Annotated in this window: 18 protein-coding genes, 1 tRNA gene, 1 other RNA gene and 1 pseudogene; 12 read left to right on the top strand and 9 right to left on the bottom strand. The window is 69.9% G+C overall.

What is annotated here, in order from left to right; all coding sequences use genetic code 11:
* The first annotated feature begins 246 nt into the window (after positions 1–246).
* From QM641_RS10900 to QM641_RS10910, 3 genes are read left to right on the top strand one after another with little or no spacing between them, the layout of a single operon-like run.
* Positions 247–1,632: a plasmid pRiA4b ORF-3 family protein gene (locus QM641_RS10900; protein ID WP_415116362.1), complete on the top strand. Its 1,386-nt coding sequence runs from the start codon at positions 247–249 to the stop codon at positions 1,630–1,632.
* A gap of 42 nt (positions 1,633–1,674) precedes the next feature.
* Positions 1,675–1,935, top strand: coding sequence for a hypothetical protein (locus QM641_RS10905; RefSeq protein WP_415116364.1), 261 nt, complete (start codon positions 1,675–1,677; stop codon positions 1,933–1,935).
* Positions 1,919–2,317: a type II toxin-antitoxin system VapC family toxin gene (locus tag QM641_RS10910; protein WP_415116366.1), complete on the top strand. Its 399-nt coding sequence runs from the start codon at positions 1,919–1,921 to the stop codon at positions 2,315–2,317. The genes QM641_RS10905 and QM641_RS10910 overlap by 17 nt, the downstream gene beginning before the upstream one ends.
* Here the strand turns inward: QM641_RS10910 and QM641_RS10915 are convergent.
* Complete coding sequence (locus tag QM641_RS10915; RefSeq protein ID WP_415116368.1) at positions 2,314–2,700, bottom strand: hypothetical protein; 387 nt, start codon at positions 2,698–2,700, stop codon at positions 2,314–2,316. The genes QM641_RS10910 and QM641_RS10915 overlap by 4 nt on opposite strands.
* Positions 2,701–2,952: 252 nt before the next feature.
* Between QM641_RS10915 and QM641_RS10920 the strand changes: the two genes are divergently transcribed.
* Positions 2,953–3,219, top strand: a complete 267-nt coding sequence (locus QM641_RS10920; RefSeq protein ID WP_415116370.1) for a helix-turn-helix transcriptional regulator — start codon at positions 2,953–2,955, stop codon at positions 3,217–3,219.
* A 49-nt stretch (positions 3,220–3,268) separates the two neighbouring features.
* Here QM641_RS10920 and QM641_RS10925 read toward each other — a convergent pair whose 3' ends face one another.
* Genes QM641_RS10925 through QM641_RS10935 form a run of 3 tightly spaced genes read right to left on the bottom strand, consistent with a single transcriptional unit; the run spans position 3,269 to position 4,835 of the window.
* Positions 3,269–3,643 carry a type II toxin-antitoxin system PemK/MazF family toxin gene (locus QM641_RS10925; protein WP_415116372.1) on the bottom strand — a complete coding sequence of 125 codons (375 nt, stop codon included), beginning with the start codon at positions 3,641–3,643 and terminating at the stop codon, positions 3,269–3,271.
* On the bottom strand, positions 3,640–3,861 hold the full coding sequence (locus QM641_RS10930) for an antitoxin (RefSeq protein WP_415116374.1): 222 nt from the start codon (positions 3,859–3,861) through the stop codon (positions 3,640–3,642). Before QM641_RS10930 ends, QM641_RS10925 begins: the two co-directional genes overlap by 4 nt.
* Before the next feature lie 50 nt (positions 3,862–3,911).
* Positions 3,912–4,835, bottom strand: a complete 924-nt coding sequence (locus QM641_RS10935; protein WP_415116376.1) for a LysR family transcriptional regulator — start codon at positions 4,833–4,835, stop codon at positions 3,912–3,914.
* A gap of 139 nt (positions 4,836–4,974) precedes the next feature.
* Here QM641_RS10935 and QM641_RS10940 point away from each other — a divergent pair, with 139 nt between their 5' ends.
* Entirely contained in the window at positions 4,975–5,190 is a 216-nt protein-coding gene (locus tag QM641_RS10940) for a hypothetical protein (protein ID WP_415116378.1), read from the top strand.
* A gap of 111 nt (positions 5,191–5,301) precedes the next feature.
* On the opposite strand, the gene QM641_RS10945 is transcribed toward QM641_RS10940, so the two are convergent.
* From QM641_RS10945 to QM641_RS10960, 4 genes are all read right to left on the bottom strand, one after another.
* Positions 5,302–5,386: transfer RNA gene (locus QM641_RS10945), tRNA-Ser, on the bottom strand.
* Positions 5,387–5,622: 236 nt separating this feature from the next.
* On the bottom strand, positions 5,623–7,917 hold the full coding sequence (locus tag QM641_RS10950; RefSeq protein WP_415116380.1) for a transglutaminase TgpA family protein: 2,295 nt from the start codon (positions 7,915–7,917) through the stop codon (positions 5,623–5,625).
* Positions 7,904–9,157 (bottom strand): DUF58 domain-containing protein, encoded by a 1,254-nt coding sequence (locus QM641_RS10955; protein WP_415116382.1) that lies wholly within the window; start codon positions 9,155–9,157, stop codon positions 7,904–7,906. Before QM641_RS10955 ends, QM641_RS10950 begins: the two co-directional genes overlap by 14 nt.
* An 8-nt stretch (positions 9,158–9,165) precedes the next feature.
* On the bottom strand, positions 9,166–10,161 hold the full coding sequence (locus tag QM641_RS10960) for an AAA family ATPase (RefSeq protein WP_415116384.1): 996 nt from the start codon (positions 10,159–10,161) through the stop codon (positions 9,166–9,168).
* Positions 10,162–10,236: 75 nt separating this feature from the next.
* Between QM641_RS10960 and ffs the strand changes: the two genes are divergently transcribed.
* The 3 genes from ffs to QM641_RS10975 all read left to right on the top strand — a co-directional run bounded on the left by ffs (position 10,237) and on the right by QM641_RS10975 (position 13,731).
* Positions 10,237–10,333, top strand: an RNA gene (gene ffs / locus QM641_RS10965) — signal recognition particle sRNA small type.
* Positions 10,334–10,402: 69 nt separating this feature from the next.
* Positions 10,403–12,517 (top strand): phosphate acetyltransferase, encoded by a 2,115-nt coding sequence (gene pta / locus QM641_RS10970; protein ID WP_415116386.1) that lies wholly within the window; start codon positions 10,403–10,405, stop codon positions 12,515–12,517.
* Positions 12,514–13,731: an acetate/propionate family kinase gene (locus QM641_RS10975; protein ID WP_415116388.1), complete on the top strand. Its 1,218-nt coding sequence runs from the start codon at positions 12,514–12,516 to the stop codon at positions 13,729–13,731. Before pta ends, QM641_RS10975 begins: the two co-directional genes overlap by 4 nt.
* 160 nt (positions 13,732–13,891) lie before the next feature.
* Here QM641_RS10975 and QM641_RS10980 read toward each other — a convergent pair.
* Positions 13,892–14,058 (bottom strand): annotated as a pseudogene (locus QM641_RS10980) (ISL3 family transposase); the annotation flags it as partial.
* Positions 14,059–14,258: 200 nt separating this feature from the next.
* On the opposite strand from QM641_RS10980, the gene QM641_RS10985 reads away from it, so the two are divergent.
* The 4 genes from QM641_RS10985 to QM641_RS11000 form a co-directional block, all read left to right on the top strand.
* Positions 14,259–15,644 carry a hypothetical protein gene (locus QM641_RS10985; protein WP_415116390.1) on the top strand — a complete coding sequence of 462 codons (1,386 nt, stop codon included), beginning with the start codon at positions 14,259–14,261 and terminating at the stop codon, positions 15,642–15,644.
* A 736-nt stretch (positions 15,645–16,380) separates the two neighbouring features.
* Positions 16,381–17,109 (top strand): HAD family hydrolase, encoded by a 729-nt coding sequence (locus QM641_RS10990; RefSeq protein WP_415116392.1) that lies wholly within the window; start codon positions 16,381–16,383, stop codon positions 17,107–17,109.
* 29 nt (positions 17,110–17,138) lie between these two features.
* Positions 17,139–19,661: a glycoside hydrolase family 65 protein gene (locus QM641_RS10995; protein ID WP_415116394.1), complete on the top strand. Its 2,523-nt coding sequence runs from the start codon at positions 17,139–17,141 to the stop codon at positions 19,659–19,661.
* A 149-nt stretch (positions 19,662–19,810) separates the two neighbouring features.
* Positions 19,811–21,481: DNA polymerase III subunit gamma and tau (locus QM641_RS11000; RefSeq protein ID WP_415116396.1), on the top strand; the 1,671-nt coding region annotated here is incomplete at its 3' end.

Below are 21,481 nucleotides of genomic sequence, written 5' to 3' on the forward strand. Positions count from 1 at the left end.
CACGATTCAATCCGTACTGGTACCGCGCGACATCCTCGAAGCACAACCCGAGCACGCGAGCCTCGCTCAGCTCCTCGGGTGCACGGTTCGGTTCCATGCCCCTATACTACCATAAGATTCGATGAATAGTAGTCTATGAGGTAAAAATATACGAAGAAAACTACGAGCTATGACCATCCGTTGCGTCGTGGACTGCCGCGGCTGCCGGTGTCTGACGCCCGGGCTACCGTGGATTCCGTGACATCCATGAGAACGCGACGAATCCTGCGCCTGCGCGTGACCCTGCTCGGCAGCGAGCCCGAGATCTGGCGGATGCTCGATGTCGACGCGGCCCTCACGCTCCGCGACCTGCATCACGTCCTCCAGATCGCGTTCGGCTGGCAGGAGTCGCACCTGCACAGCTTCCGCGACAGCGATCCCTTCGCCGTCAGTCGTGGCATCCCGCGCATCGGTCGCCGGCCCCGCACGTGGGTCGACCAGTGGAGCCTCATGGAGAGCCCGGAGCCGGGCGATGAGGACGAGGCCGAGACGATGGTGCTCGAGGCGTTCGAGCTCGACGGGCCGCTCTGGTACGAGTACGACTTCGGTGACGGCTGGATCCATCGCATCGACCTGATCGAGCGGGCCGCAGCCCTGCCCGGCGAGTCCCGTGCGACGCTCGTCCGCGGCGAGCGGCGGGGACCGTTCGAGGACTCCGGCGGGATCGGCGGCTACGCGCAGAAGCTGGCCATCATGGCCGATCCGCGGCATCCCGAGCACGAGGAGATCACCGACTGGGCGCGTTACGTGGCCGGGCCCTGGGGATCGATCGACCCCGAAGACGCCGACCTCGACGGCGCGCGCGCCGAGCTCCAGCTGCTGTTCGGCGAGCGCGGTGCGGACATGTCGGGGCTCGTGGATCCCGCGGCGGGAGTCGCCGCCGATTCGCCGATCGCGCAGTTCGCATCGGACCTGCCCGTTCCGTGGCGGGCGAACCTGCGGCGCCATCTCTCGAGGGTGCGCGCGCTGGAGCCGCGACAGATCGACCCCGACGAAGCGGCCGAGCTGGTGCGTCCCTATACCTGGCTCATCGGGCGCGTCGGCGACGGGCTGACGTTGACGAAGGCGGGATGGATGCCGCCTGCCGTGGTGCTCGAGGGCATGACCGAGCTCGGCTGGCGTGACGACTGGATCGGCGAATCCAACCGCGAAGATCTCACAGCTCCTATGCATCAGTTGCGCAGCACGGCCGAGCGGCTGCGTCTGGTGCGCAAAGTGAAGGGGCGCCTCGAGGTGCCGGTGCGCGTGCGCAGGCTCGCGGGGGATCCGCTGGCGCTGCTCCGCGAGATCGCCTTCCGGCTCCTGCGCCAGCGGATGGACGACAGTGTGCGCATCGGGTCGACCGCCCTGGTGCTGGGCCTGGCCGATGGCACGGTCACCACGCGCGCGGACGGCGCCGACGCGGTGATCGGGCTGCTCGACGGCCTCGGTTACGGCAGAAGCGACGGGAAGCCGCTGGACGAGTGGTGGCTCCGGCCCGCGACCGCGGAGGTGTTGGACGTGCTGCGGCGGATGGGGCTGTGGCGGGCGCTGTTCGATGACGACCCGCCCACCGATGCTCTGCGCGCTTTCGCTCGCCTCGCGCTGACGTAGGAAGTGGAGCGGGTGCAGAGGATGCATGCGATAATTGCATGCATGGTCGCCTTGCAGATCAGGGATGTTCCGGACTCCGTGCGCGATGACCTCGCCAGGGCGGCTCGGCAGCGCGGCGTTTCGCTGCAGGTCTTCCTCCGTGAGCTGGTCGAGCAGGAGGCGCGACGCGCGCGAAGGAGCGCGTGGCTTGACGAGCTGCGTACGCGGGGCCGGGCCGAGGTCGTCCCCGGGGCGCCCGGTATGGCGGAGCTCATCCGGCGCGATCGAGAGAGGGATGCCGGCATCCATGCCGATCGTCATTGATGCGTCTGCGATGGCCGAGCTGCTCGTCGGCTCGCCGTCGGGCCTGCGGGTGATCGACGCGCTGGCGGACGACCCCGATTGGGTCGTGCCGGAGCATTTCCGCCTCGAGGTCGTGAGCGCGCTGCGCGGGCGGATGCTGGGCGGCTGGCTCGAGCAGGACTCGTTCCGGGCTCGAATCGACGAGATCGCTCGTGCCGATCTCGATGTGTATCCCACGGCACCGCTCCTCGTGCGTATCGCTGAGCTGGCACCGAACACGACGCCCTACGACGCGGCCTATCTCGCGCTGGCCGAACTCCTCGACGCCGTACTCGTGACGACCGACGCGAAGCTCGCGCGGATTCCGGGAACACGATGCAAGGTCCGCGTACTCGTGGACTAGCGCGCTGTTGCCTCCACCGTCAGGCGAGCAGCCTCCTGGAGCAATGTGTCGGAGACCGTCACAATGTAGGGTCCTGCGCCGATGTCGAAGGCGACGTTGCCGCGCATCTTGTCGCCAGTGGGCACGTCTCCAGACCCGAGTGCCGAGTCGACGCCGATCGCGATCGAGCCTTCGCGGCCTTCGGCGTCCTTCGCGTCGATGTACATGGGGTTGGCAGAGGTCGTGCCTTCGGTCGTCTCCCAGAGCACGTCCAGAATGAGCACACCACCGTTGTCGGCCGAGATGGAGATTCCACCCAGATCCGGCGGTGCGCCGTAGGTCGCGCTGACGATGGTCACTTGCGCCACGCCGTCGGACTGCTTCACTTCAAACGGCACGCCCACGGCGGGCTCTGGGGCTGCCGGAGTCTCGGCCTGTGAGGACTCACCGCTCGCGGCATCTGCATCGGAGGCGGATCCGCCTCCACAGCCTGTCAGTGCTATCAAGAGTGCCGCGCTCGCGGCAAGCAGGGGTAGACGACGCATCGCGTATCTCCGTCCGTCGAGTGAACACACTGCACATACAGTGTGGCTTTCCAGCCTAGTAGTCTGGCTTTCCACACTGCAATTTGCTAGTGCCTGTCGTGACGTGGACAGGTGATCGACCGACGAGAGACGCCAAACTTCGACGCGCTCCGACTCCGACTCAGTCAGCTACGGGCGGCGCGCGGCTGGACGTACGAACGGCTCGCCGAATATTCGGGAGTCAGTCGTGCGACGCTCATTGCGATGGAAACGGGGAGTTCACGCAATCGGAGACCGGGCAAGCCCGCGTCCCGTGGATCATTGGAGTCGTGGTGGCGCATCGCTCACGCCTTCGATCTCAGCGCGGCAGAGTTGCTGTCAGCACTCGATGAGCTGTGACGGGCCCGGCTGACCACGGCCGGGAGATGGTGCCAACCCGCGCCGCCTCTCAGAGGGCCAGGTGCAGGCGCAGCGCCTCGTCCAACTCGCCCATCAGCTCGGCATCCACCCATCCGATCGGCCGCGCGACGCGGGTCGCCGAGACAGCGCGCACCTGCTCCGCCTGAGCCTTCGAGTCGGCCGCCAGTCCGGTCGTCGTCGCGGGCAGCAGCACCTGGAACGGGAGCACGCGGGCGACGTTGCTCGTGACCGGGACCACCGTGACCGCACCGCGCCCCGCGCGCGACGCCGCGGCGTTCGCCACGTTATTGCTCACGACGACCGCGGGACGCGTCTTCGCCGACTCCGATCCGACCGCCGGGTCGAACGCGACGAGCACGATCTGTCCGCGCCGCAGCATCGGGAGAGGGGCGGATGCCGTCATGCGGAGGCGATCCCGTCGGCGGATGCCTCGTCCCATGCCTCGTCGCGCCATTCGCCGAACGCCTCGGCGTAGGCGTCTGCCAGCAGGCTCTCGCGCAGCAGTCGAACGGCGGCCTGTGCCGCGGCGGACCGGGTCGGGAAACGGCCGGCGAGCGTCTCGGCGTCGAGGAAGGCGACGTCGCTCTCGCTGAGGCTCAGACTCACCTTCACGGCCGACATACCGGCATCCTACCGAAGTGGGAACGATCCGCCTACCACAGAGAGCTCGATCACGGGATCGGTACGGGGCGGGGCAGCCGTCCGCTCTCGGCCCGCCGCAGCACATGCGTCCGGAAGAGCTCGGCGGCCGGCAGCAGGCGCCGCTGCGCGTTCCACGACAGACCGACATTGCGCTCGGCCTCAGGATCGGTCAGCTCGAGATAGTGCACGCGCGGCGACGAGGGCTCGATCGCCCCGGCATCCCACCGCGCGGGGATGATCGCGACGCCGAGCCCTGATGCGACGTAGCCACGCAGCGTCGGGAGGTCGTCGGCGACCAGCGACACCCGCAGCTCCACCCCCGCACGGGAGCACAGCTGCTCGAGCTGCGTGCGCAGCAGCGAGGAGGGCGCGGGCGCGATGAACGGGTCGTCCGCGACGTCCGCGAGGGATGCCTCGCGCCGGTCGGACAGCGGATGGTCCTGCGGCAGCAGCAGCCGGATCGGCTCGCGCACGAGCGGACGCCATCGCACGTCGTCGTCGGCGACGCGGAGCGTGGACAGCTCGAGGTCCACCGTGCCGCGCGGCCCCACCGACGACACGAGCTCGTCGGCCTTGGAGCGCAGGTCGAAGCGCACTTCTGGGAACTGTGCGCGGAAGCTTCCGATCAGGTCGGGGACGAGCCAGGTGCCCAGCGACGCCTGGAAGGCCACCGCGACCGTGCCGGTCTCCGGGCTCACGAGCTGCTGCACCGCGGCCAGACCGTCATCGAGGCGGTGGAGGGCGGCGCCGACGTGCCGGTGGAACGCGGCGCCGGCGGGAGTGAGCGTGAGCAGGCGCCCTGAGCGCTGGAACAGCTCCGCTCCGACCTCGGCCTCAAGTCGGGAGAACGCGCGCGAGATGCCGGGCTGGGAGCGCATCTCCAGCTCGGCCACCTCCGTCACGGTCGCCCCGTCGGCGACCATCTGGAACCAGCGCAGCGCCTCGGTGTCCATCCCGACCTCCTCACAACACATGCGTGATGGGTATGAATCATATGCGCTTGTTTCATTGGACGCATCGAATCCACTCGTTCACACTGGAATCACGGCATCCGCCGCATCAGACTTCACACCCGAAAAAAAGGAGAAGACCATGAGCTTCCGCACCTTCCTCGACAACCTCGACCCCGTCCTGCGTCGCATCAGCGCAACCATCCCGACCGCCGGCACGGTGGCGCCGTCGTTCAGCGTCGCCCGCCTCGCGATGCAGACCGCGGAGGGCGACTCCGAGAGCCGCGGCGCCGTCGCGCCGGTGACCTCCGCGGTTCCTGCGCAGCTCGTCACGACGGGCACGCTGCGCGTGGCCTGATCCGCTCAGCCCAGCGGCAGACCCGGACGCGGTCTCCTTAGGGAGGCCGCGTCCGTCGTCTGCAGAGAGGAAACGGCGCCACCCCGTGCGGGGCGACGCCGTTTCACAACGCGGAGGATGGGGGATTCGAACCCCCGAGGGCTTGCACCCAACACGCTTTCCAAGCGTGCGCCATAGGCCACTAGGCGAATCCTCCGTGGCCGCGTGGGCCGTCGGACAGTCTACCCTCACGGGCAGACCCTCCTTGCGCATCGCAGACTCGCTTCGCTGGGCGCATCTGGTCGCGCAGACGCCCGGGCACGGCAGGATGCGCCAGGTGAAGGGGCCGGGTCGTGCGTCACTTGGCGGGTTCTGCCGCGGATGCCGGTGACAGCGACCATTCGGGCCACCTATGACCTCGGACGGCCAAGCGACGGATGCCGGGGCCGTGCCTTACCGCCCGGCGTGCCCGGCCGGCCCGGCCGGCTCGGCGGGAGCCGAACCCGGGCGGACGACCAGCGACCGCGGCAGCAGCAGGGCGCGGAGGCGCGCGGATGCCGGCAGGACCGCGAGCATCGCAGATCGCACCGTCGCGGCATCCCCGGCCGCGGCATCCGCGGCAGGCCCCGCCGACGGCCCGGCATCGGGCGGCGCGTAGCTCGCCCGCTCGATCGCAGCCACGAGCGTGGTCATCGGCGCCTCCGGCGCCCCGTGCGCCGCGACCAGGCGGGCGCCCAGCGCGCGCGGCGTCTCCGACGCCGGCAGGTCGAGCCCCACGTCGATCGCGGCGTCCTGCACGACGCGCCACGCCGCCCCGATGCGGCCGCGCCGCGCGAGCACGCGCTGCCGCCACCGGCGCACGGCGGCTGCGACACCGGGCAGCAGCAGGAGCGCCAGCCCGGCGAGCGCCGTCACGATCGCGGGGAGCGGGCTCTGCCTCGCCGCCCCGACCGCGGCGCCATCGGGGTCGGTGTCGGGGCGTTCGCTCTGCCCCGGGTCGGCGGCGCTCGCGGTGGGCGTGGGTGTGGCCGTGGCGGCATCCGGGTCGTCGACGCCCGCGGTGTCGGATGCCGCGGCGAACGCGGTCGGCGTGCCCAGGCTCTTGGTGGGCTCGAAGGCCACCCAGCCGATCCCGTCGAAGTACACCTCCGGCCAGGCGTGCGACAGGTCGCTGGTGACCAGGGCGATCGTCTCGCCGTCGATGTGCTCTTCGGTGGGCTCGCCGGGCAGGTAGCCGACGACGATGCGGGCCGGCATGCCGAGCGTGCGCGCCATGAGCGCGAACGCCGAGGCGAAGTGCACGCAGTAGCCCTCGCGCACCTGCAGGAACGCGGCCACCGCCTCCGATCCCGAGCCGTCGAACCCCTCCGCGACGGGCGCGTCGAGCGAGTAGGCGAACTCCGGCCCGCGGAACCAGGTCTGGAGCGCGATGAGGGCGTCGTAGTCGCTTCCCGTGCCCGCGGTGACGGCCGCGGCGGTGTCGGCCACGATCGGGGGCAGATCCGCGGGGACGGCCAGCAGGTCGTCCGGGGCGGCCACGTCCGAGGCGGATGCCGCCCGGATCTGCTCCAGCGTCGGACGCGGCTCGTGCGTGGTCACCCGGTAGCTCTGACCGCGCGTGGCCCCGTCGCTGCCGACGACTGTGCGCCCCGCAGCCATCGCCCGCCACGTGCCGTCGAGGCCCTCGACCGCGACGGCCGGGAACGGCACCGGAAGCCACGCCGAGCTGAGGTACGCGATGTCGACCGAGGTGTGCTGCTCCACCACCTCGACCCCGTCGGCGGCGCGCACCTCGGGGAGCGCGCCGTCTTCCAGCGGCACGGTGGCGGTGCGATCGGGCTCCCACACGGTCCCGTCGAAACGCGACAGGGTCACCACCCGCAGATAGGGGAGCGCGGCGGCGTCGGTTCGCATGCTCAGCACGGCGACCGCGCGCGGCCGGCGCAGGTCGTCGCCGAGCTCCAGACTCGGCTCCAACGAGGTGCCGAAGCCGATCCCGACGCCGGCCCCGGCGGGCTGGGGAAGGCCCGGGGTCACGGCGACGGCGGCGGCGATCGCGACGACGGCGATGGCGGCAGACACGGCGGCGACCCCGCGCGCGGCGCGGAAGCTGAGGACCGTGCGGGCGCCGTGCCGGGCGGATGCCTCGCGCGAGCGCGTCTCGGCACGGATGACGTAGAGGATCGTGGCGGCCAGGAACACGAACGAGACGACGTCGACCGGCGCGGGGACTGCCAGGGCCGGGATCAGCCACACCGCGACCAGCGCCACGGCGGCAAGAAGCGGCATCCGTGCCGTCAGCACGACATGGTCGAGCACGAGCGCGAGCGCTCCGACGCCGGCCACGATCACGAAGCCGAGGGATCGCCCGGCGACCAGCGGCGCCACGCCGGTCTGGATCTGCTCGGCCGCCGCGGCGACCAGGGCGCGCGCCTCCCGCAGCGTCGCACCGGAGGGGACGACCACCGCGATCGAGGTCGCCCCGAACGTCGTCGCGGTCAGGAGCGCCACCCACACCGCGCCGCCCGCCAGCGTCGCGGCGATCGCCGAGCGCAGCAGCCAGCGCGCCGCGTACCCCGCCGCGAGCACCGAGGCCGCCAGCACGGCCGCGCCCACGACCCACGGCCCCGACTCGACCACCCGCAGCAGCGGCACCATCGTCGCGACGACCGCCGCCAGCACCCCGAGCGCGAGCGGTCCGTCGGCGCCGCGCCGCGGGACCTTCGCCCCCGGCTCAGCCCGCGACACGGTCGCCTCCGCCGCGGGCCCCGGCCCACCCGGTGGCCCGTTCCCACGCGGCGGCCAGATCGAGGTCGGGCCCGATCGCCGCGGCGTGCCACCCCGCCGCGGCGGCGTGCGCCAGCGCACGCCGCACCGGCGCGACGGCCAGCAGCACGGGGAACGTGGCCCGGGCCGCCAGCGGAGCCAGGGTCGCGGCATCCTGCTCGTCGAAACGGCCCACGATCACCACGAGCGGGCCGGTCGTGGCGGTCCCGAAGACCCGGCGGAGGTCGGCGAGGCGATCCTCTCGCCGCGCGGTCAGGGTCGCGAGGCCGATCGCGAGCTCTTCGATGCCGGCCTCGTCGCCGCTTCGCACCGGCTCGCCCAGCGCCGCGCCGTCGCTGTCGAGCGTGGCCACGTCGTACCCCTCGCGCACGAGGCGTGCGACGGCGGACAGGCAGGCGCTCATCGCGGACTCGAAGCCGGGGTCGGCGCCGGGCGTCTGGAGCGCCTCGCGCTCCCAGCGGTGAAGGGAGCGGTCGAGCACGACCGTCGCGTCGGGGGTCGACTCCTGCTCCTCCTGGCGCACCATGAGCGCGTCGTGGTGCGCGCTGGAGCGCCAGTGGATGCGGCGCATCGAGTCGCCCGGTGCATAGGCGCGGGGGATGAGGTTGTCGGAGCCCTGCCCGAGCTGGTGGGTGGCCGAGTGCAGGCTCCCGCCGGCCTCGCCGGGAAGCCCGCGGAGGCCGGCGAGGGGCACGAGGGCGGGCGTGACCGTCAGCGGGGTCCGTCCGCCCAGCACGTGCCGGCGGCGGGCGAAGCCGAACGGATCGGTGACGACGACCGTGAGGGGGCCGACCGGGCGGATGCCGCGCAGGTCGGTCCGCACGCGATAGTCGAGCTCGAGCGTGCGATCGGCAGATCCCGGGCCGGTCGCCGGGAAGACCCCTTCGGCCCGCCCGTACAGGCCGGGCCCGAGCGCATCGCTCCACCGCCCCTGCGACGCGGGGAGAGCGCCGCGCAGGGCCACCCACACCGTAACCGTGCACTCGGCGCCGACGGTCGCCACGTCGGGGTCGAACGCGCGCGCGACCGCGTCGGAGCGTCGCGCCAGGTACAGGGTGGCCAGCGCCGCGGCCACGGCGGCCAGCAGCAGCACCGCGACGTACACCAGCTCGACGACGCCGAGCTCACCGGCAAGCAGCAGGGACACCCCGGCGAGGACGACGGCGCCGGTCCCGCGAACCGTCAGCGGCCACGCCTTCACCGGTCACCTCAGCGCGTCGCGACCGGGACGCGCACCGCGCCCACGACCTCGTGCAGGATCCCCGCGATCGCGTCGGCGCCCGTGCGCCCGCTCGTGCCAGGCGTGCCGCGGGCCGGGATCAGGCGGTGCGCGAAGACCGGGGCGACGAGGGCGGCGACGTCGTCGGGCAGCACGAACTCCCGGCCGTCCAGCCCTGCCCGCACCTTCGCGGCGCGCACGAGCTGCAGCGTCGCGCGCGGGCTCGCCCCGAGCCGCAGGTCGGGGTGAGCCCGGGTGGCCCGCGCCAGCGCCACGGCGTACTCCTCGACCGCGGGGGAGACATGCACCCCGCGCGCCCAGGCCACCAGGGCCGCGACCTCGCCGGCGGCGAGCACGGGCGTGACGGACTGCAGCGGGTCCACCGCGTCGCGGCGGCGGAGCATGAGGGCCTCGGATGCGGCATCCGGGTAGCCCATCGAGACGCGCATCATGAACCGGTCGCGCTGGGCCTCCGGGAGGGCGTAGGTGCCCTCCATCTCGAGCGGGTTCTGGGTGGCGACCACGAGGAAGGGGGAGGGGAGCGCGTACGAGGTGCCGTCGACGGTGACCTGGCGCTCCTCCATCGCCTCCAGGAGCGCCGACTGGGTCTTCGGCGAGGCGCGGTTGATCTCGTCGGCGATGACGAGGTGGGCGAAGATCGCCCCCGGCTTGAACTCGAACTCGCGATCGACCGGGTTGTAGACCGAGACCCCGGTGACGTCGCCGGGCAGCAGGTCGGGCGTGAACTGGATGCGGCGGACTGTCGCGTCGACGGATGCCGCGAGAGCGCGCGCGAGCATCGTCTTGCCCACCCCGGGCACGTCCTCGATGAGCAGGTGCCCCTCGGCGAGCAGGCACACGAGGGCGGAGCGCACCGCCGCGGGCGCCCCGTCGACCACGCGCGAGACGCTCTGCGCGATCGCCGAGGTGGCACGCGCGAAGGACTCCGCCGTCATCGCGACCGCATCGCCGCTCGAGCCGGGCATGTCGATCCTCCCGCCGGGAGCGCGGGGCGCTCCGTCTCGATGCTAACCCGGGCCGTGCAGGTCGCGTAGAGTGGGGGAAGCTCTCCGCGAGGCGGCATCCAGGCCAACTCCCCCAGGACGGAAACGTAGCAAGGGTAACCGGGCTCTGCCGGGTTCGCGGAGAGTCTTTCTTCGTCCCGGCGACGCCCTCGGCGATTCCGGCCCTGGTCGTGGCATCTGTCCTGCCCATAGGCTGGGGCTCGTGGCGCAGAGCATCTATATCACCTCGGCAGAAGGACACACCGGAAAGTCGAGCATCGCCCTCGGGGTGCTCGACTCCTTGAGCCGGGTCACCCCGAAGGTCGGCGTCTTCCGCCCGGTCTCGCGATCCACCGTCGAACGCGACTACATCCTCGAGATGCTGCTCGCGCACGACGGCGTCGGCCTCGAGTACGAGGACTGCGTCGGCGTCACGTACGACGACGTGCGCAACGACCCGGATGCCGCGCTCGCGCGCATCGTGCAGCGCTACAAGGCGGTCGAGGCCCAGTGCGACGCCGTGCTGATCGTCGGCAGCGACTTCACCGACGTGGGCTCTCCCGCCGAGCTCGGCTACAACGCGCGCGTCGCGGTGAACCTCGGCGCCCCCGTGCTGCTCGTCCTCGGCGGACGCGACCAGCAGGGCCACAGCGAGCAGCTGGGCACCTCCACCGCGCGCACCCCCGAGCAGATGGGGCAGATCACGGCGCTGACCCTGGCGGAACTGGCATCCGTCCACGCCGACCTGTTCGCGATCATCGCCAACCGCGCCGACCCGGACAACCTCGTCGAGATCGTCGAGGCGATCAAGGGCGTCGCCGGCGACGTGCCGGTGTGGGCCCTTCCCGAGGACCGGTTCCTCGTGGCCCCCTCGATGCGCGACGTGCTGCGGGCGCTGGGCGGCACCATGCTCAAGGGCGACCCCGAGCTCATGACCCGCGAAGTGCTGGGGGTGGTCGTGGCGGGCATGTCGCTGAACAACGTGCTGCCGCGCCTGACCGAGAGCGCGGTCGTGGTCATCCCCGCCGACCGCACCGAGGTGCTGCTGGCGGCGCTGCTGTCCAACAGCTCCGGCACATTCCCTTCGCTGTCGGGCATTGTCCTCAACGGCCCGTTCGAGCTGCCCGAGACGATCGACCGCCTCATCGACGGACTGGGCTCTCCGCTGCCGATCGTGACGACCGAGCTCGGCACGTACGACACCGTGCTGCGGATCATGAACGCGCGCGGACGTCTCGCGGTCGACTCGCAGCGCCGCTACGACTCCACGCTCGCGACCTTCGAGCGGCACGTCGACACCGCCGCGCTCACCTCGGCGCTGGGGCTGGCCCAGTCCACCGTGGTCACCCCGCTGATGTTCGAGTACGAGCTCATGGAGAGCGCACGGCGGCACCGCCGCACGATCGTGCTCCCCGAGGGCGACGACGACCGCGTGCTGCGCGCTGCGGCCACGGTGCTCTCCCGGGGCATCGCGGACCTCATCGTCCTGGGCGACGAGGCCGAGGTGCGGGCGCGGGCGCTCGAGCTCGGTCTCGACCTGTCCGGTGCGACGATCGTCTCGCCGTTCGACAGCGCGTACGTCGACCAGTTCGCCCGCGAGTACGAGCGGCTGCGCGCCCACAAGGGCGTCACCTACGCGCAGGCCGCCGACACCGTCACCGACGTGTCGTACTTCGGCACGATGATGGTGCACCTCGGCATCGCCGACGGCATGGTCTCGGGCGCCTCGCACACCACGGCCCACACGATCCGGCCGTCGTTCGAGATCATCAAGACCAAACCGGGCGTGTCGGTCGTCTCCAGTGTGTTCCTGATGTCGCTGTCCGACCGCGTGCTCGTCTACGGCGACTGCGCCGTCATCCCCGACCCGACCAGCGAGCAGCTGGCCGACATCGCGATCTCGTCGGCGGCTACGGCCGCCCAGTTCGGCATCGAGCCGCGCGTGGCCATGCTGTCGTACTCGACCGGGTCGTCCGGGAGCGGGGCCGACGTCGACAAGGTGCGCGCGGCCACCGCACTCGTGCGCGAACGCGCGCCGGAGCTGCTCGTGGAGGGCCCGATCCAGTACGACGCGGCCACCGACATGGACGTCGCGGCGACGAAGATGCCAGGGTCGGCGGTCGCGGGACGTGCCACCGTGTTCGTGTTCCCCGACCTCAACACCGGCAACAACACCTACAAGGCCGTGCAGCGCTCGGCCGGGGCGATCGCGATGGGACCGGTCCTGCAGGGCCTGAACAAGCCCATCAACGACCTGTCCCGCGGCGCGCTGGTCGAAGACATCGTCAACACGATCGCCATCACCGCGATCCAGGCCCAGGGAGAGGCATCCGCATGAGCGTCGTCCTCGTCATCAACAGCGGCTCCTCGTCGTTCAAGTACCAGCTCATCGACGTGTCCACCGGCGATGCGCTCGCGTCCGGACTGGTGGAACGCATCGGCGAGGCGGTCGGCGCCGCCAAGCACACCGTGCTGTTCGCGGGCGCGGGCGCCGCGGCGGTCGACGCGACCTACACGCAGGAGCTGCCCATCCCGAACCACACGATCGGGTTCGGGATCATGCTCGACGCGTTCGCCCAGCACGGGCCGCAGCTGACGGAGTTCCCCCCGACCGCGGTCGGGCACCGCGTCGTGCACGGCGGATCGCGGTTCGTCGAGCCCACGCTGGTCACGCCCGAGGTGGTCGACAGCATCGAGGAGCTGTCGGTGCTCGCCCCGCTGCACAACCCGGGCGCCCTCCAGGGCATCCGTGCCGCGATCGACGCCTTCCCCGACCTGCCGCACGTCGCCGTGTTCGACACCGCGTTCCACCAGACCATCCCGCCGGCGGCCTACACCTATGCGATCGACCGGGCGGTGGCCGAGGAGTACGGCATCCGCCGGTACGGGTTCCACGGCACCTCGCACCAGTTCGTCTCGCGCGCGGCGGCGGAGTTCCTCGGCCGGCCGCTCGGCGAGCTCAAGCAGCTCGTCTTCCACCTGGGCAACGGGGCGTCGGTCACCGCGGTCGACGGCGGCGACTCGGTCGAGACGTCCATGGGCCTCACGCCTCTCGAGGGCCTGGTCATGGGCACGCGCTCGGGCGACCTGGACCCTGCGGTGCTGTTCCAGCTGCGCCGTCGTGCGGACATGACCGTCGACGAGCTCGACACGCTCCTGAACAAGCGCAGCGGCCTGCTCGGCCTTTCCGGCAAGAGCGACATGCGCGACGTCGAGTCGGGCCTCGAGGCCGGCGACGCGGCCGCGACCCTCGCCTTCGACGTCTACGTGCACCGGCTGCGCGCGTACGCCGGCGCCTACCTCGCCCAGCTCGGCGGCGTCGACGTCATCTCGTTCACCGCGGGCGTGGGCGAGAACTCGCCCCGTGTGCGTGCCGCCGCGACGGCCACGCTGGGCTTCGCCGGCGTCGAGCTCGATCCCGAGCGCAACGAGGCGCGCGAGCGCGGCATCCGCGTCATCTCGACGGATGCCTCGCCCGTGACCGTGCTCGTCGTCCCCACGAACGAGGAGCTCGAGATCGCCCAGCAGACCCTCGGCGTCGCGGCGGGGTGAGGAATGCTCGCGTCCGCACAGCGGGCGCGCCTACGTGCGCAATAGCTCGACCTGCCGCATGGCATACCAGATTTCGGATTCCGTGACTGGCAGGCATTCCCAGGTTGCCCGCCGACGGGTCATCGTGCTCTTCGCGGTTGTGGGGTGGATGGTCTGAGCTTGGCACACCCTCAGTGCCGCACTTGCGACACCACGGATCAGTCTTCATCGGCCGGCACTCGATCGTGGCCCGCTCCGGCTCGATCAACTGGCCGACGGCCACGAGCCCGAGCTCATCGGTCGGCAGGACGTGGTCACGTAGGGGGACGGGAAAATAGGGTGGAGCATGTCGAGGTCTTTCGGGGTGGTGAGCGTGAAGAACTTCCATCCTCCGGGAGACCTCGGTCCATACCCGGCCGCCAACGCGCTTAACCGACTACACCGTCGTTCGTGAAGAGCCACACTATGAGTGCTTGCGGCCCGAAGCCTTGCGGCGTACGCAAGGCTCCTGCTAGCCTCCAGATGCTCCTTGCCAGAGTGCTGGAGCAATGTCCATCGAGGGGGATGCGTTGACTGCTACATCAGGCGTACGCACGTACAAGGTCCTGGTCGCGGGCTTCACTGTCGCGTCCGTGACCTTACTTGGACTGAGCGGTACGTCTGCCGCAGCGAGTGATAACAATGACGTCGTTGTTGCGCCCCTGACAGCCAGTCCCAGCGACGCGACCGACGAGGATGGCGAACGCGTGCAGATCGTCAGCGAGTCCGGCGGTCAGGAGGATGGTGAAGGTGTTACTCTGGTCCGTACCGCAAAAGGTAAGCTTGCAGTTGTAACTACCCAGTGGGGAATGCCGCGGTTGCAGGGCGAAGTAATCGACTCGTACCCATTGGTTCCAGAAGGTAGTGAACCCGAGGCGACGATCACAAACGACGCTTTAACACGTACGCAGGGATTTAATTTCGATGATTTGCCGCTTGCGGATACATCCGCAATGGAAGTCGTCTTTGTATCTGCCGTGACGTCGAGTAGCGTCTCGTTGGCGTGGTCATCGCCTGCAGAGGGAGCCGAGTTTACCATACTTCGTGATGGTGCGCCGATTTCAACTACCGTCGAGCATGATTTTGTCGATCGAACGGTGGTCCCGTCCACCAGCTATACGTATGAGATCAGTGCAAAGACAAATGGGTCGAAGGAACGTAGCTCGTGGCAATACTCGCGAACGATTCCTTTGTATACATTGCCGTCGAGCACAGGAAAGATTTCATCTGGTTCAGGGCCGATTGCCCCGTTGACCTATCAGGCGTACACGACGGCTTTCATTTACAAGACGTTTATTACGCAAAAGTATGTTTCCGCGGGGATCATGGAAGCCGCGGGGTGCGGCCTTTCCGGCGGTGTTGGATATGGTGACCAGTTCAGTGGAGATAATCGAGGGTTCCAACTTCCCGGTCCAGGCGCGCCAGGAGTGACGCCCTCCTACAGGTCAATGGCGTTTCTAAATGTGAACTGGGACAACCCGTACCCATGGGACGTGGTGTGGACATACGGAGTGGGCGCGACAAAGCTCTATGACAAGTTCGGGAACCTGAAGGACACGAGGTATGCGAGCACAAACGGAATTGTATTCCAGAATCCGTCGCATGCTGGCAACTATGCACACTTTGGTCTTTCGCATGAAGTTGGCAACCCCTTCTGCCCACCGGGAGGCGCAATTCGATACTCGCTGCCGTCGGTGGAGTTCTATCGTAGTGGCACGGTCTCAGTCAGCGGCTCTCGCATGCCAGTACCTGCACATGAGGCATATGCAAGGTTTAGCAACAGTAGTGGCTCGGAAGTGTGGCGGACGCTTTATCGCGGAAATCAAGGATCTTTTACGTGCTTGATCCCTTTCTTCTGTGCTTCGGAGAACATTAACGCTAGCTATAGTTACTAATGTCTCGCCAGAGGAGCGGAGACGTTCGTCTCGGCCCGCTTGTGCAACGCGAACCAAGCTCGTTGTTTCTCATTCTCGCGGGCCAAATGTTGGCGGGCCTCATCGGCACCATTCCATTCCTCGTCCTCGCTCTCGGTGGCGGCGCGATCCCGATGGCGCTTGTAGTATTCGCCTATATACTTCTTTGGGTTGTGCCAACCGCCTTCTTGATCGCTTGGCCGCTGACATATTTGTGCTTGCGACGAGGCGCTCCTCGGTGGGTGAGGGGATTGGTGGTTTCTTTTTCGGGGTTTTCGATAATCGCTACCGCGGCACTCGCAAATTCTCTGCTCCCACAGGGATTGAGTATGCAGCCCCTTGATATTTTCGTTTCGGTTGGTGTAGTGCTTTTTGGGGGACCGATTGCACTCGCTTTCGAACGATCGAGAAGGCGGGCTGTCATCTGTGCTGGTGCGCTGATCCTGATGGGGCTCGCGGGTTGGACCGTGATTGCATTGAACGTTCTGGTGTGGGTGTAATTGTGACTTCTGGCTGCCTCGACGCGGTAGGACACGGAAGTCGTGGCGCGCTTCGGTTGTGCGCGACGTGACCGCGGTCGTCACTGGCCACAAGCCTTCCTCGGCAGCGATCTGAAGAAGAAGCCGTCGAGATCTTCGCGAAGCTCCGCTGAGGTGGGACTGCGCGTCGCGACACGATGTGTCGTCGGCCGTAGCCGGACACCAACTACGCTTTCGTTGTGCCTCGCGAATCCCTCCCCGACCTCACCGCCTACGACGCGGTCCTGTTCGACCTCGACGGCGTGCTGACGCCCACCGCCGACGTGCACATGCACGCGTGGAAGACGATGTTCGAGGAGCTGTTCCTCGCGTGGGGGATCGAGCCCCCGTACGTCGAGAGCGACTACTTCGACTACCTCGACGGCAAGAAGCGCTATGACGGCGTGGCGAGCCTGCTGCGCAGCCGCGACGTCGAGCTGCCGTGGGGCGACCCGTCCGACCCGCCGGAGGCCGACACGGTGTGCGGCATCGGGAACCGCAAGAACGAGGTCTTCGCGCGCGTGCTGCGCGCCGAGGGCATCGCCCCGTATCCGGGATCGGTCGCGCTGCTGGACAAGCTGGATGCCGCCGGCGTGCCGGTCGCGGTCGTGTCGAGCTCGAAGAACGCCGAGGAGGTGCTCACCGTCGCGGGCCTGCGCGAGCGCATCCCGGTGCTCATGGACGGCGTCGTCGCCGAGCGCGAGAGCCTTCCCTCCAAGCCGGCGCCGGACGTGTTCGTCGTCGCTGCCCGCATGGTGGGCGTCGATCCGGCGCGCAGCGCCGCCGTGGAGGACGCCCACAGCGGCGTCCAGTCCGCCTCGGCCGGCGGGTTCGGTCTCGTCGTCGGGGTCGACCGCGGTGCCGGTGCCGATGCGTTGATCGCCCTCGGGGCCGATGTCGTCGTGCAGGATCTCGCCGAGTTCGTCTGACCCTCCCTCGCCCACTTCTGGAGGCATCCATGATCGATCGCGATCGGTTCCCCGTCGATCCCTGGCGCCTCGTCGAGACGCGCTACTCGGCCGACGACGTCGGGGTCACCGAGTCGGTGTTCGCGGTCGGCAACGGCTACCTCGGCCTGCGCGGCAACCACCCCGAGGGTCGCCACGCCCACGAGCAGGGGACCTTCGTCAACGGGTTCCACGAGATCTTCGCGATCCGCCACGCCGAGCAGGCGTTCGGCCTCGCCGAGCAGGGGCAGGCGCTGGTCAACGCGCCCGACGCGAAGGTCATGCGCGTCTACGTCGATGACGAGCCGCTCATGCTCGAGACCGCCGACCTGCGCGAGTACGAGCGCGTGCTGGACCTGCGCACCGGCGTGCTCACCCGCACGGTGCACTGGACCACGCCCAGCGGCAAAGAGGTGCGCATCGAGTTCGAGCGCATGGTCTCGTTCGAGGAGAAGCACCTCGCGATCATGCGGGTGACGGTGACGGTCCTCGGCGCCGACGCGCCGGTGACCATCAGCTGCCAGCTCTTGAACCGCCAGGACGGCGAGGACGTGTACGGCGGCACGCCGGTGGTGACCAAGAAGGCCGGGTTCGACCCGCGCCGCTCCGACACGTTCCACGAGCGCGTGCTCATCCCGCAGGAGTACTGGCAGGACGAGCTGCGCTCGGTGCTCGCGTACCGGGTCGCGGCATCCGGCATGACCATCGCCGTCGTGGCCGACCATGTCGTGGAGACCGAGAACGAGTACTCGGTGCGCACCCTCGTCGAGCCCGACATCGCCAAGAACGTCTTCCGGGTGCAGGCCAAGGCGGGGGTCCCGGTCACGGTCACCAAGCTCGTGAGCTACCACACCTCCACCGGTGTGCCCGCACGCGAGCTCGTCGATCGCGGCCGGCGCACGCTCGACCGCATCCGCGACGAGGGCGTCGCGCACCAGTTCGAGCGCCAGGCGGCGTGGTGCGCGGCGTTCTGGGATCGCTCCGACGTCGTCGTCGAGGGGCACGACGAGCTGCAGCAGGCGGTGCGCTGGTGCCTGTTCCAGCTCGCCCAGGCCGCCGCCCGCGCCGACGGGCTGGGTGTGCCGGCCAAGGGCGTGACCGGCTCCGGCTACAGCGGTCACTACTTCTGGGACACCGAGATCTACGTGCTGCCCTTCCTCGCCTACACGACCCCGCGGTGGGCGCGCAACGCCCTGCGCATGCGCTACCTCATGCTTCCCGCGGCCCGCAAGCGCGCCGGCCAGCTCAGCGAGGCGGGCGCCCTGTTCCCGTGGCGCACGATCAACGGCGAGGAGGCGTCGGCCTACTATGCGGCCGGCACCGCGCAGTACCACATCAATGCCGACATCAGCTTCGCGCTTGCCAAGTACGTGCGCGCCACCGGAGACGAGGAGTTCCTCCACCGCGAGGGCGTCGACATCGCGGTGGAGACGGCGCGGCTGTGGACCTCGCTCGGCTTCTGGCGCTTCGGCGAGCAGGGCGACGCCGAGTCGTTCCACATCCACGGGGTCACCGGCCCCGACGAGTACACGACGGTCGTCAACGACAATCTGTTCACGAACGTCATGGCGCGCTTCAACCTCCGCTTCGCCGCGCGCACCGTGCGCGAGATGGCCCACGACGCCCCGGAGGCCTACCGGCTGATGGCGCAGCGGCTGTCGTTCGATCCGGCGGAGGCGGATGCCTGGGAGGCGGCCGCCGAGGCGATGCACATCCCGTACAGCGAAGGGCTCGGCATCCATCCGCAGGATGCCGTGTTCCTCGAGCGCGAGGTGTGGGACCTGGAGAACACGCCCGAGTCGCAGCGCCCGCTGCTGCTGCACTTCCACCCGCTCGTCATCTACCGGTACCAGGTGCTCAAACAGGCCGACGTCGTGCTCGCGCTGTTCCTGCAGGGGAACCACTTCACCGCCGCGGAGAAGCTCGTCGACTTCGAGTACTACGACCCGCTGACGACCGGGGACTCGACCCTGTCGGCGGTCGTGCAGTCGATCCTCGCGGCCGAGGTCGGCTACCGCGACCTCGCGCTGGAGTACTTCCGCGACTCGCTGTTCGTCGACCTCGGCGACCTCCACCACAACGCGTCGGACGGCGTGCACGTGGCATCCGCGGGAGGGGTGTGGACAGCGCTGGTGTGCGGCTTCGGCGGCATGCGCGACCACTACGGCGACCTCACCTTCGATCCGCGGCTGCCGGCGGACTGGCCGTCGCTGCAGTACACGCTGCACTGGCGGGGCACCGCGCTGCGGGTCACGGTCACCGCGACCGCGCTCACGATCGCGGCGGGCCCGGGCGATCCGGTGGAGTTCTCGGTGCGCGGCGTGCCGCATCGCGTCGCCGGTGGCGAGACGGTCGTCGTCGCGCTCGACGGGCAGGGGCCGGTGCGAGAGGGCCGGCCGCGGCTGGGCGAGATCGCCGAGGCGCGCCGCGAGGACGGCTCGCTGCTGTCGGCGTCGGTGCCCGATCCGACCTCGGCCTTCCCGCTCCTGGAGACGGTCGGCGAGGTGCAGGCCGACCTCGAGGACGGGTCGTGACGCGGCCGTTCGTCGGAGATCTGCCGTTCGTCGGACGGATCCGGCCGGAAGGCTCCGACGACGTGCAGATCTCCGACGTTGTGCAGCGACGGCGGATGCCACGGGGCCGGTCCCGACCCGATGTCGGGGGCACCGCGTAGGCTGGCCTGGTGACCGCAGCCCTCTACCGTCGATACCGTCCGGAGACGTTCGGCGAGATGATCGGGCAGTCTCAGGTCACCGAGCCGCTCATGACCGCGCTGCGCGGCGACCGCGTCGGTCACGCCTACCTGTTCTCCGGTCCGCGTGGCTGCGGCAAGACCACGTCGGCGCGCATCCTCGCCCGCTGCCTCAACTGCGCCGAGGGACCCACCGACACCCCGTGCGGCGTGTGCGACAGCTGCGTCGAGCTCAGCCGCGGCGGAGGAGGGTCGCTCGACGTGGTCGAGATCGACGCGGCATCGCACAACGGCGTCGACGACGCACGCGACCTGCGCGAACGGGCCATCTTCGCCCCGGCGCGCGACCGGTTCAAGATCTTCATCCTCGATGAGGCGCACATGGTCACCGCGCAGGGCTTCAACGCCCTGCTCAAGCTCGTGGAGGAGCCCCCGGCGCACGTCAAGTTCATCTTCGCGACGACCGAGCCCGAGAAGGTCATCGGCACGATCCGCTCGCGCACGCACCACTACCCGTTCCGGCTCGTCGCGCCCGCCGCGATGCTCGAGTACGTCGAGCGGCTGTGCGAGACCGAGGGCGTGACCGTCGAGCCGGGCGTGCTGCCGCTGGTCGTGCGCGCCGGCGGGGGGTCGCCGCGCGACACGCTGTCGCTCCTCGACCAGCTGATCGCCGGGTCGGAGTCGGGCACGGTGCGCTACGAGCGCGCGGTGGCCCTCCTCGGCTACACCCACGCCGAGCTGCTCGACGAGATCGTCGACGCGATCGGCGCGGGCGATGCGGCCGCGGCCTTCGCCGCGGTCGACCGCGTGGTGCAGACCGGGCAGGATCCGCGGCGCTTCGTCGACGACCTGCTCGAGCGACTGCGCGACCTCATCGTCGTGGCGGCCACCGGCGAGGGCGCCGCCGCGGTGCTGCGCGGAGTCTCGGCCGACGAGTTGGCCGAGCGCCAGAGCCAGGCCGCCGCGTTCGGCCTCGACCGGCTCTCGCGCATCGCCGACCTCGTGGTCGCCGCCCTCGACGACATGACCGGAGCCACCTCTCCGCGGCTGCAGCTGGAGCTCATGACCGCGCGCGTCCTCGCGCACGATCCGGCGGCGTCGACGACGGCCGTGAGAGCGGATGCCGCGTCCGAGCCGCGGGCCGTCGCCCCGGCAGCGCCGGTCGCTGCTGCTGCTGCCGCGCCGGGCGCCGCCACCGCCCCCGCGCCGCCGGCGGGCCCGGTCACCCTCGAGGCAGTGCGCGCGGCCTGGCCCGAGGTGCTGCGGCGGATCGAGCCGCTCGCCCGGTCGTCGTGGATGATCGTGTCGGCCGCGCGTGCGGTGGCCTACTCCGCCGACGACGTGCTCACCCTCGCGTTCCAGAGCCAGGGCGACGTCACGGCCTTCAAGAAGCTCGCCGCGGGCAAGGGGCCCAGCGAAGACCTGCGCACGGTGCTGCAGGCGCTGTTCGGGGTGCGCGTGCGCTACATCGCCCGGCACGATCCGACCGCCGCCGCGCCCGACGACGCGGCTGCGCCCGACGACGCGGCTGCGCCCGACGACGCCGACGCACCGGACGACCCCGGTCTCCTGGATGATCGCGCGACCTCGGGAGGCGGCGCTCCCGCCGGCTCGGCGGCTCCGCCTGCGCCGCCCGCAGACCCGGCGCCGCGCCCGCCCGCG

The organism is Microbacterium sp., from assembly GCF_047605725.1.
Classification (GTDB): Bacteria; Actinomycetota; Actinomycetes; order Actinomycetales; family Microbacteriaceae; genus Microbacterium.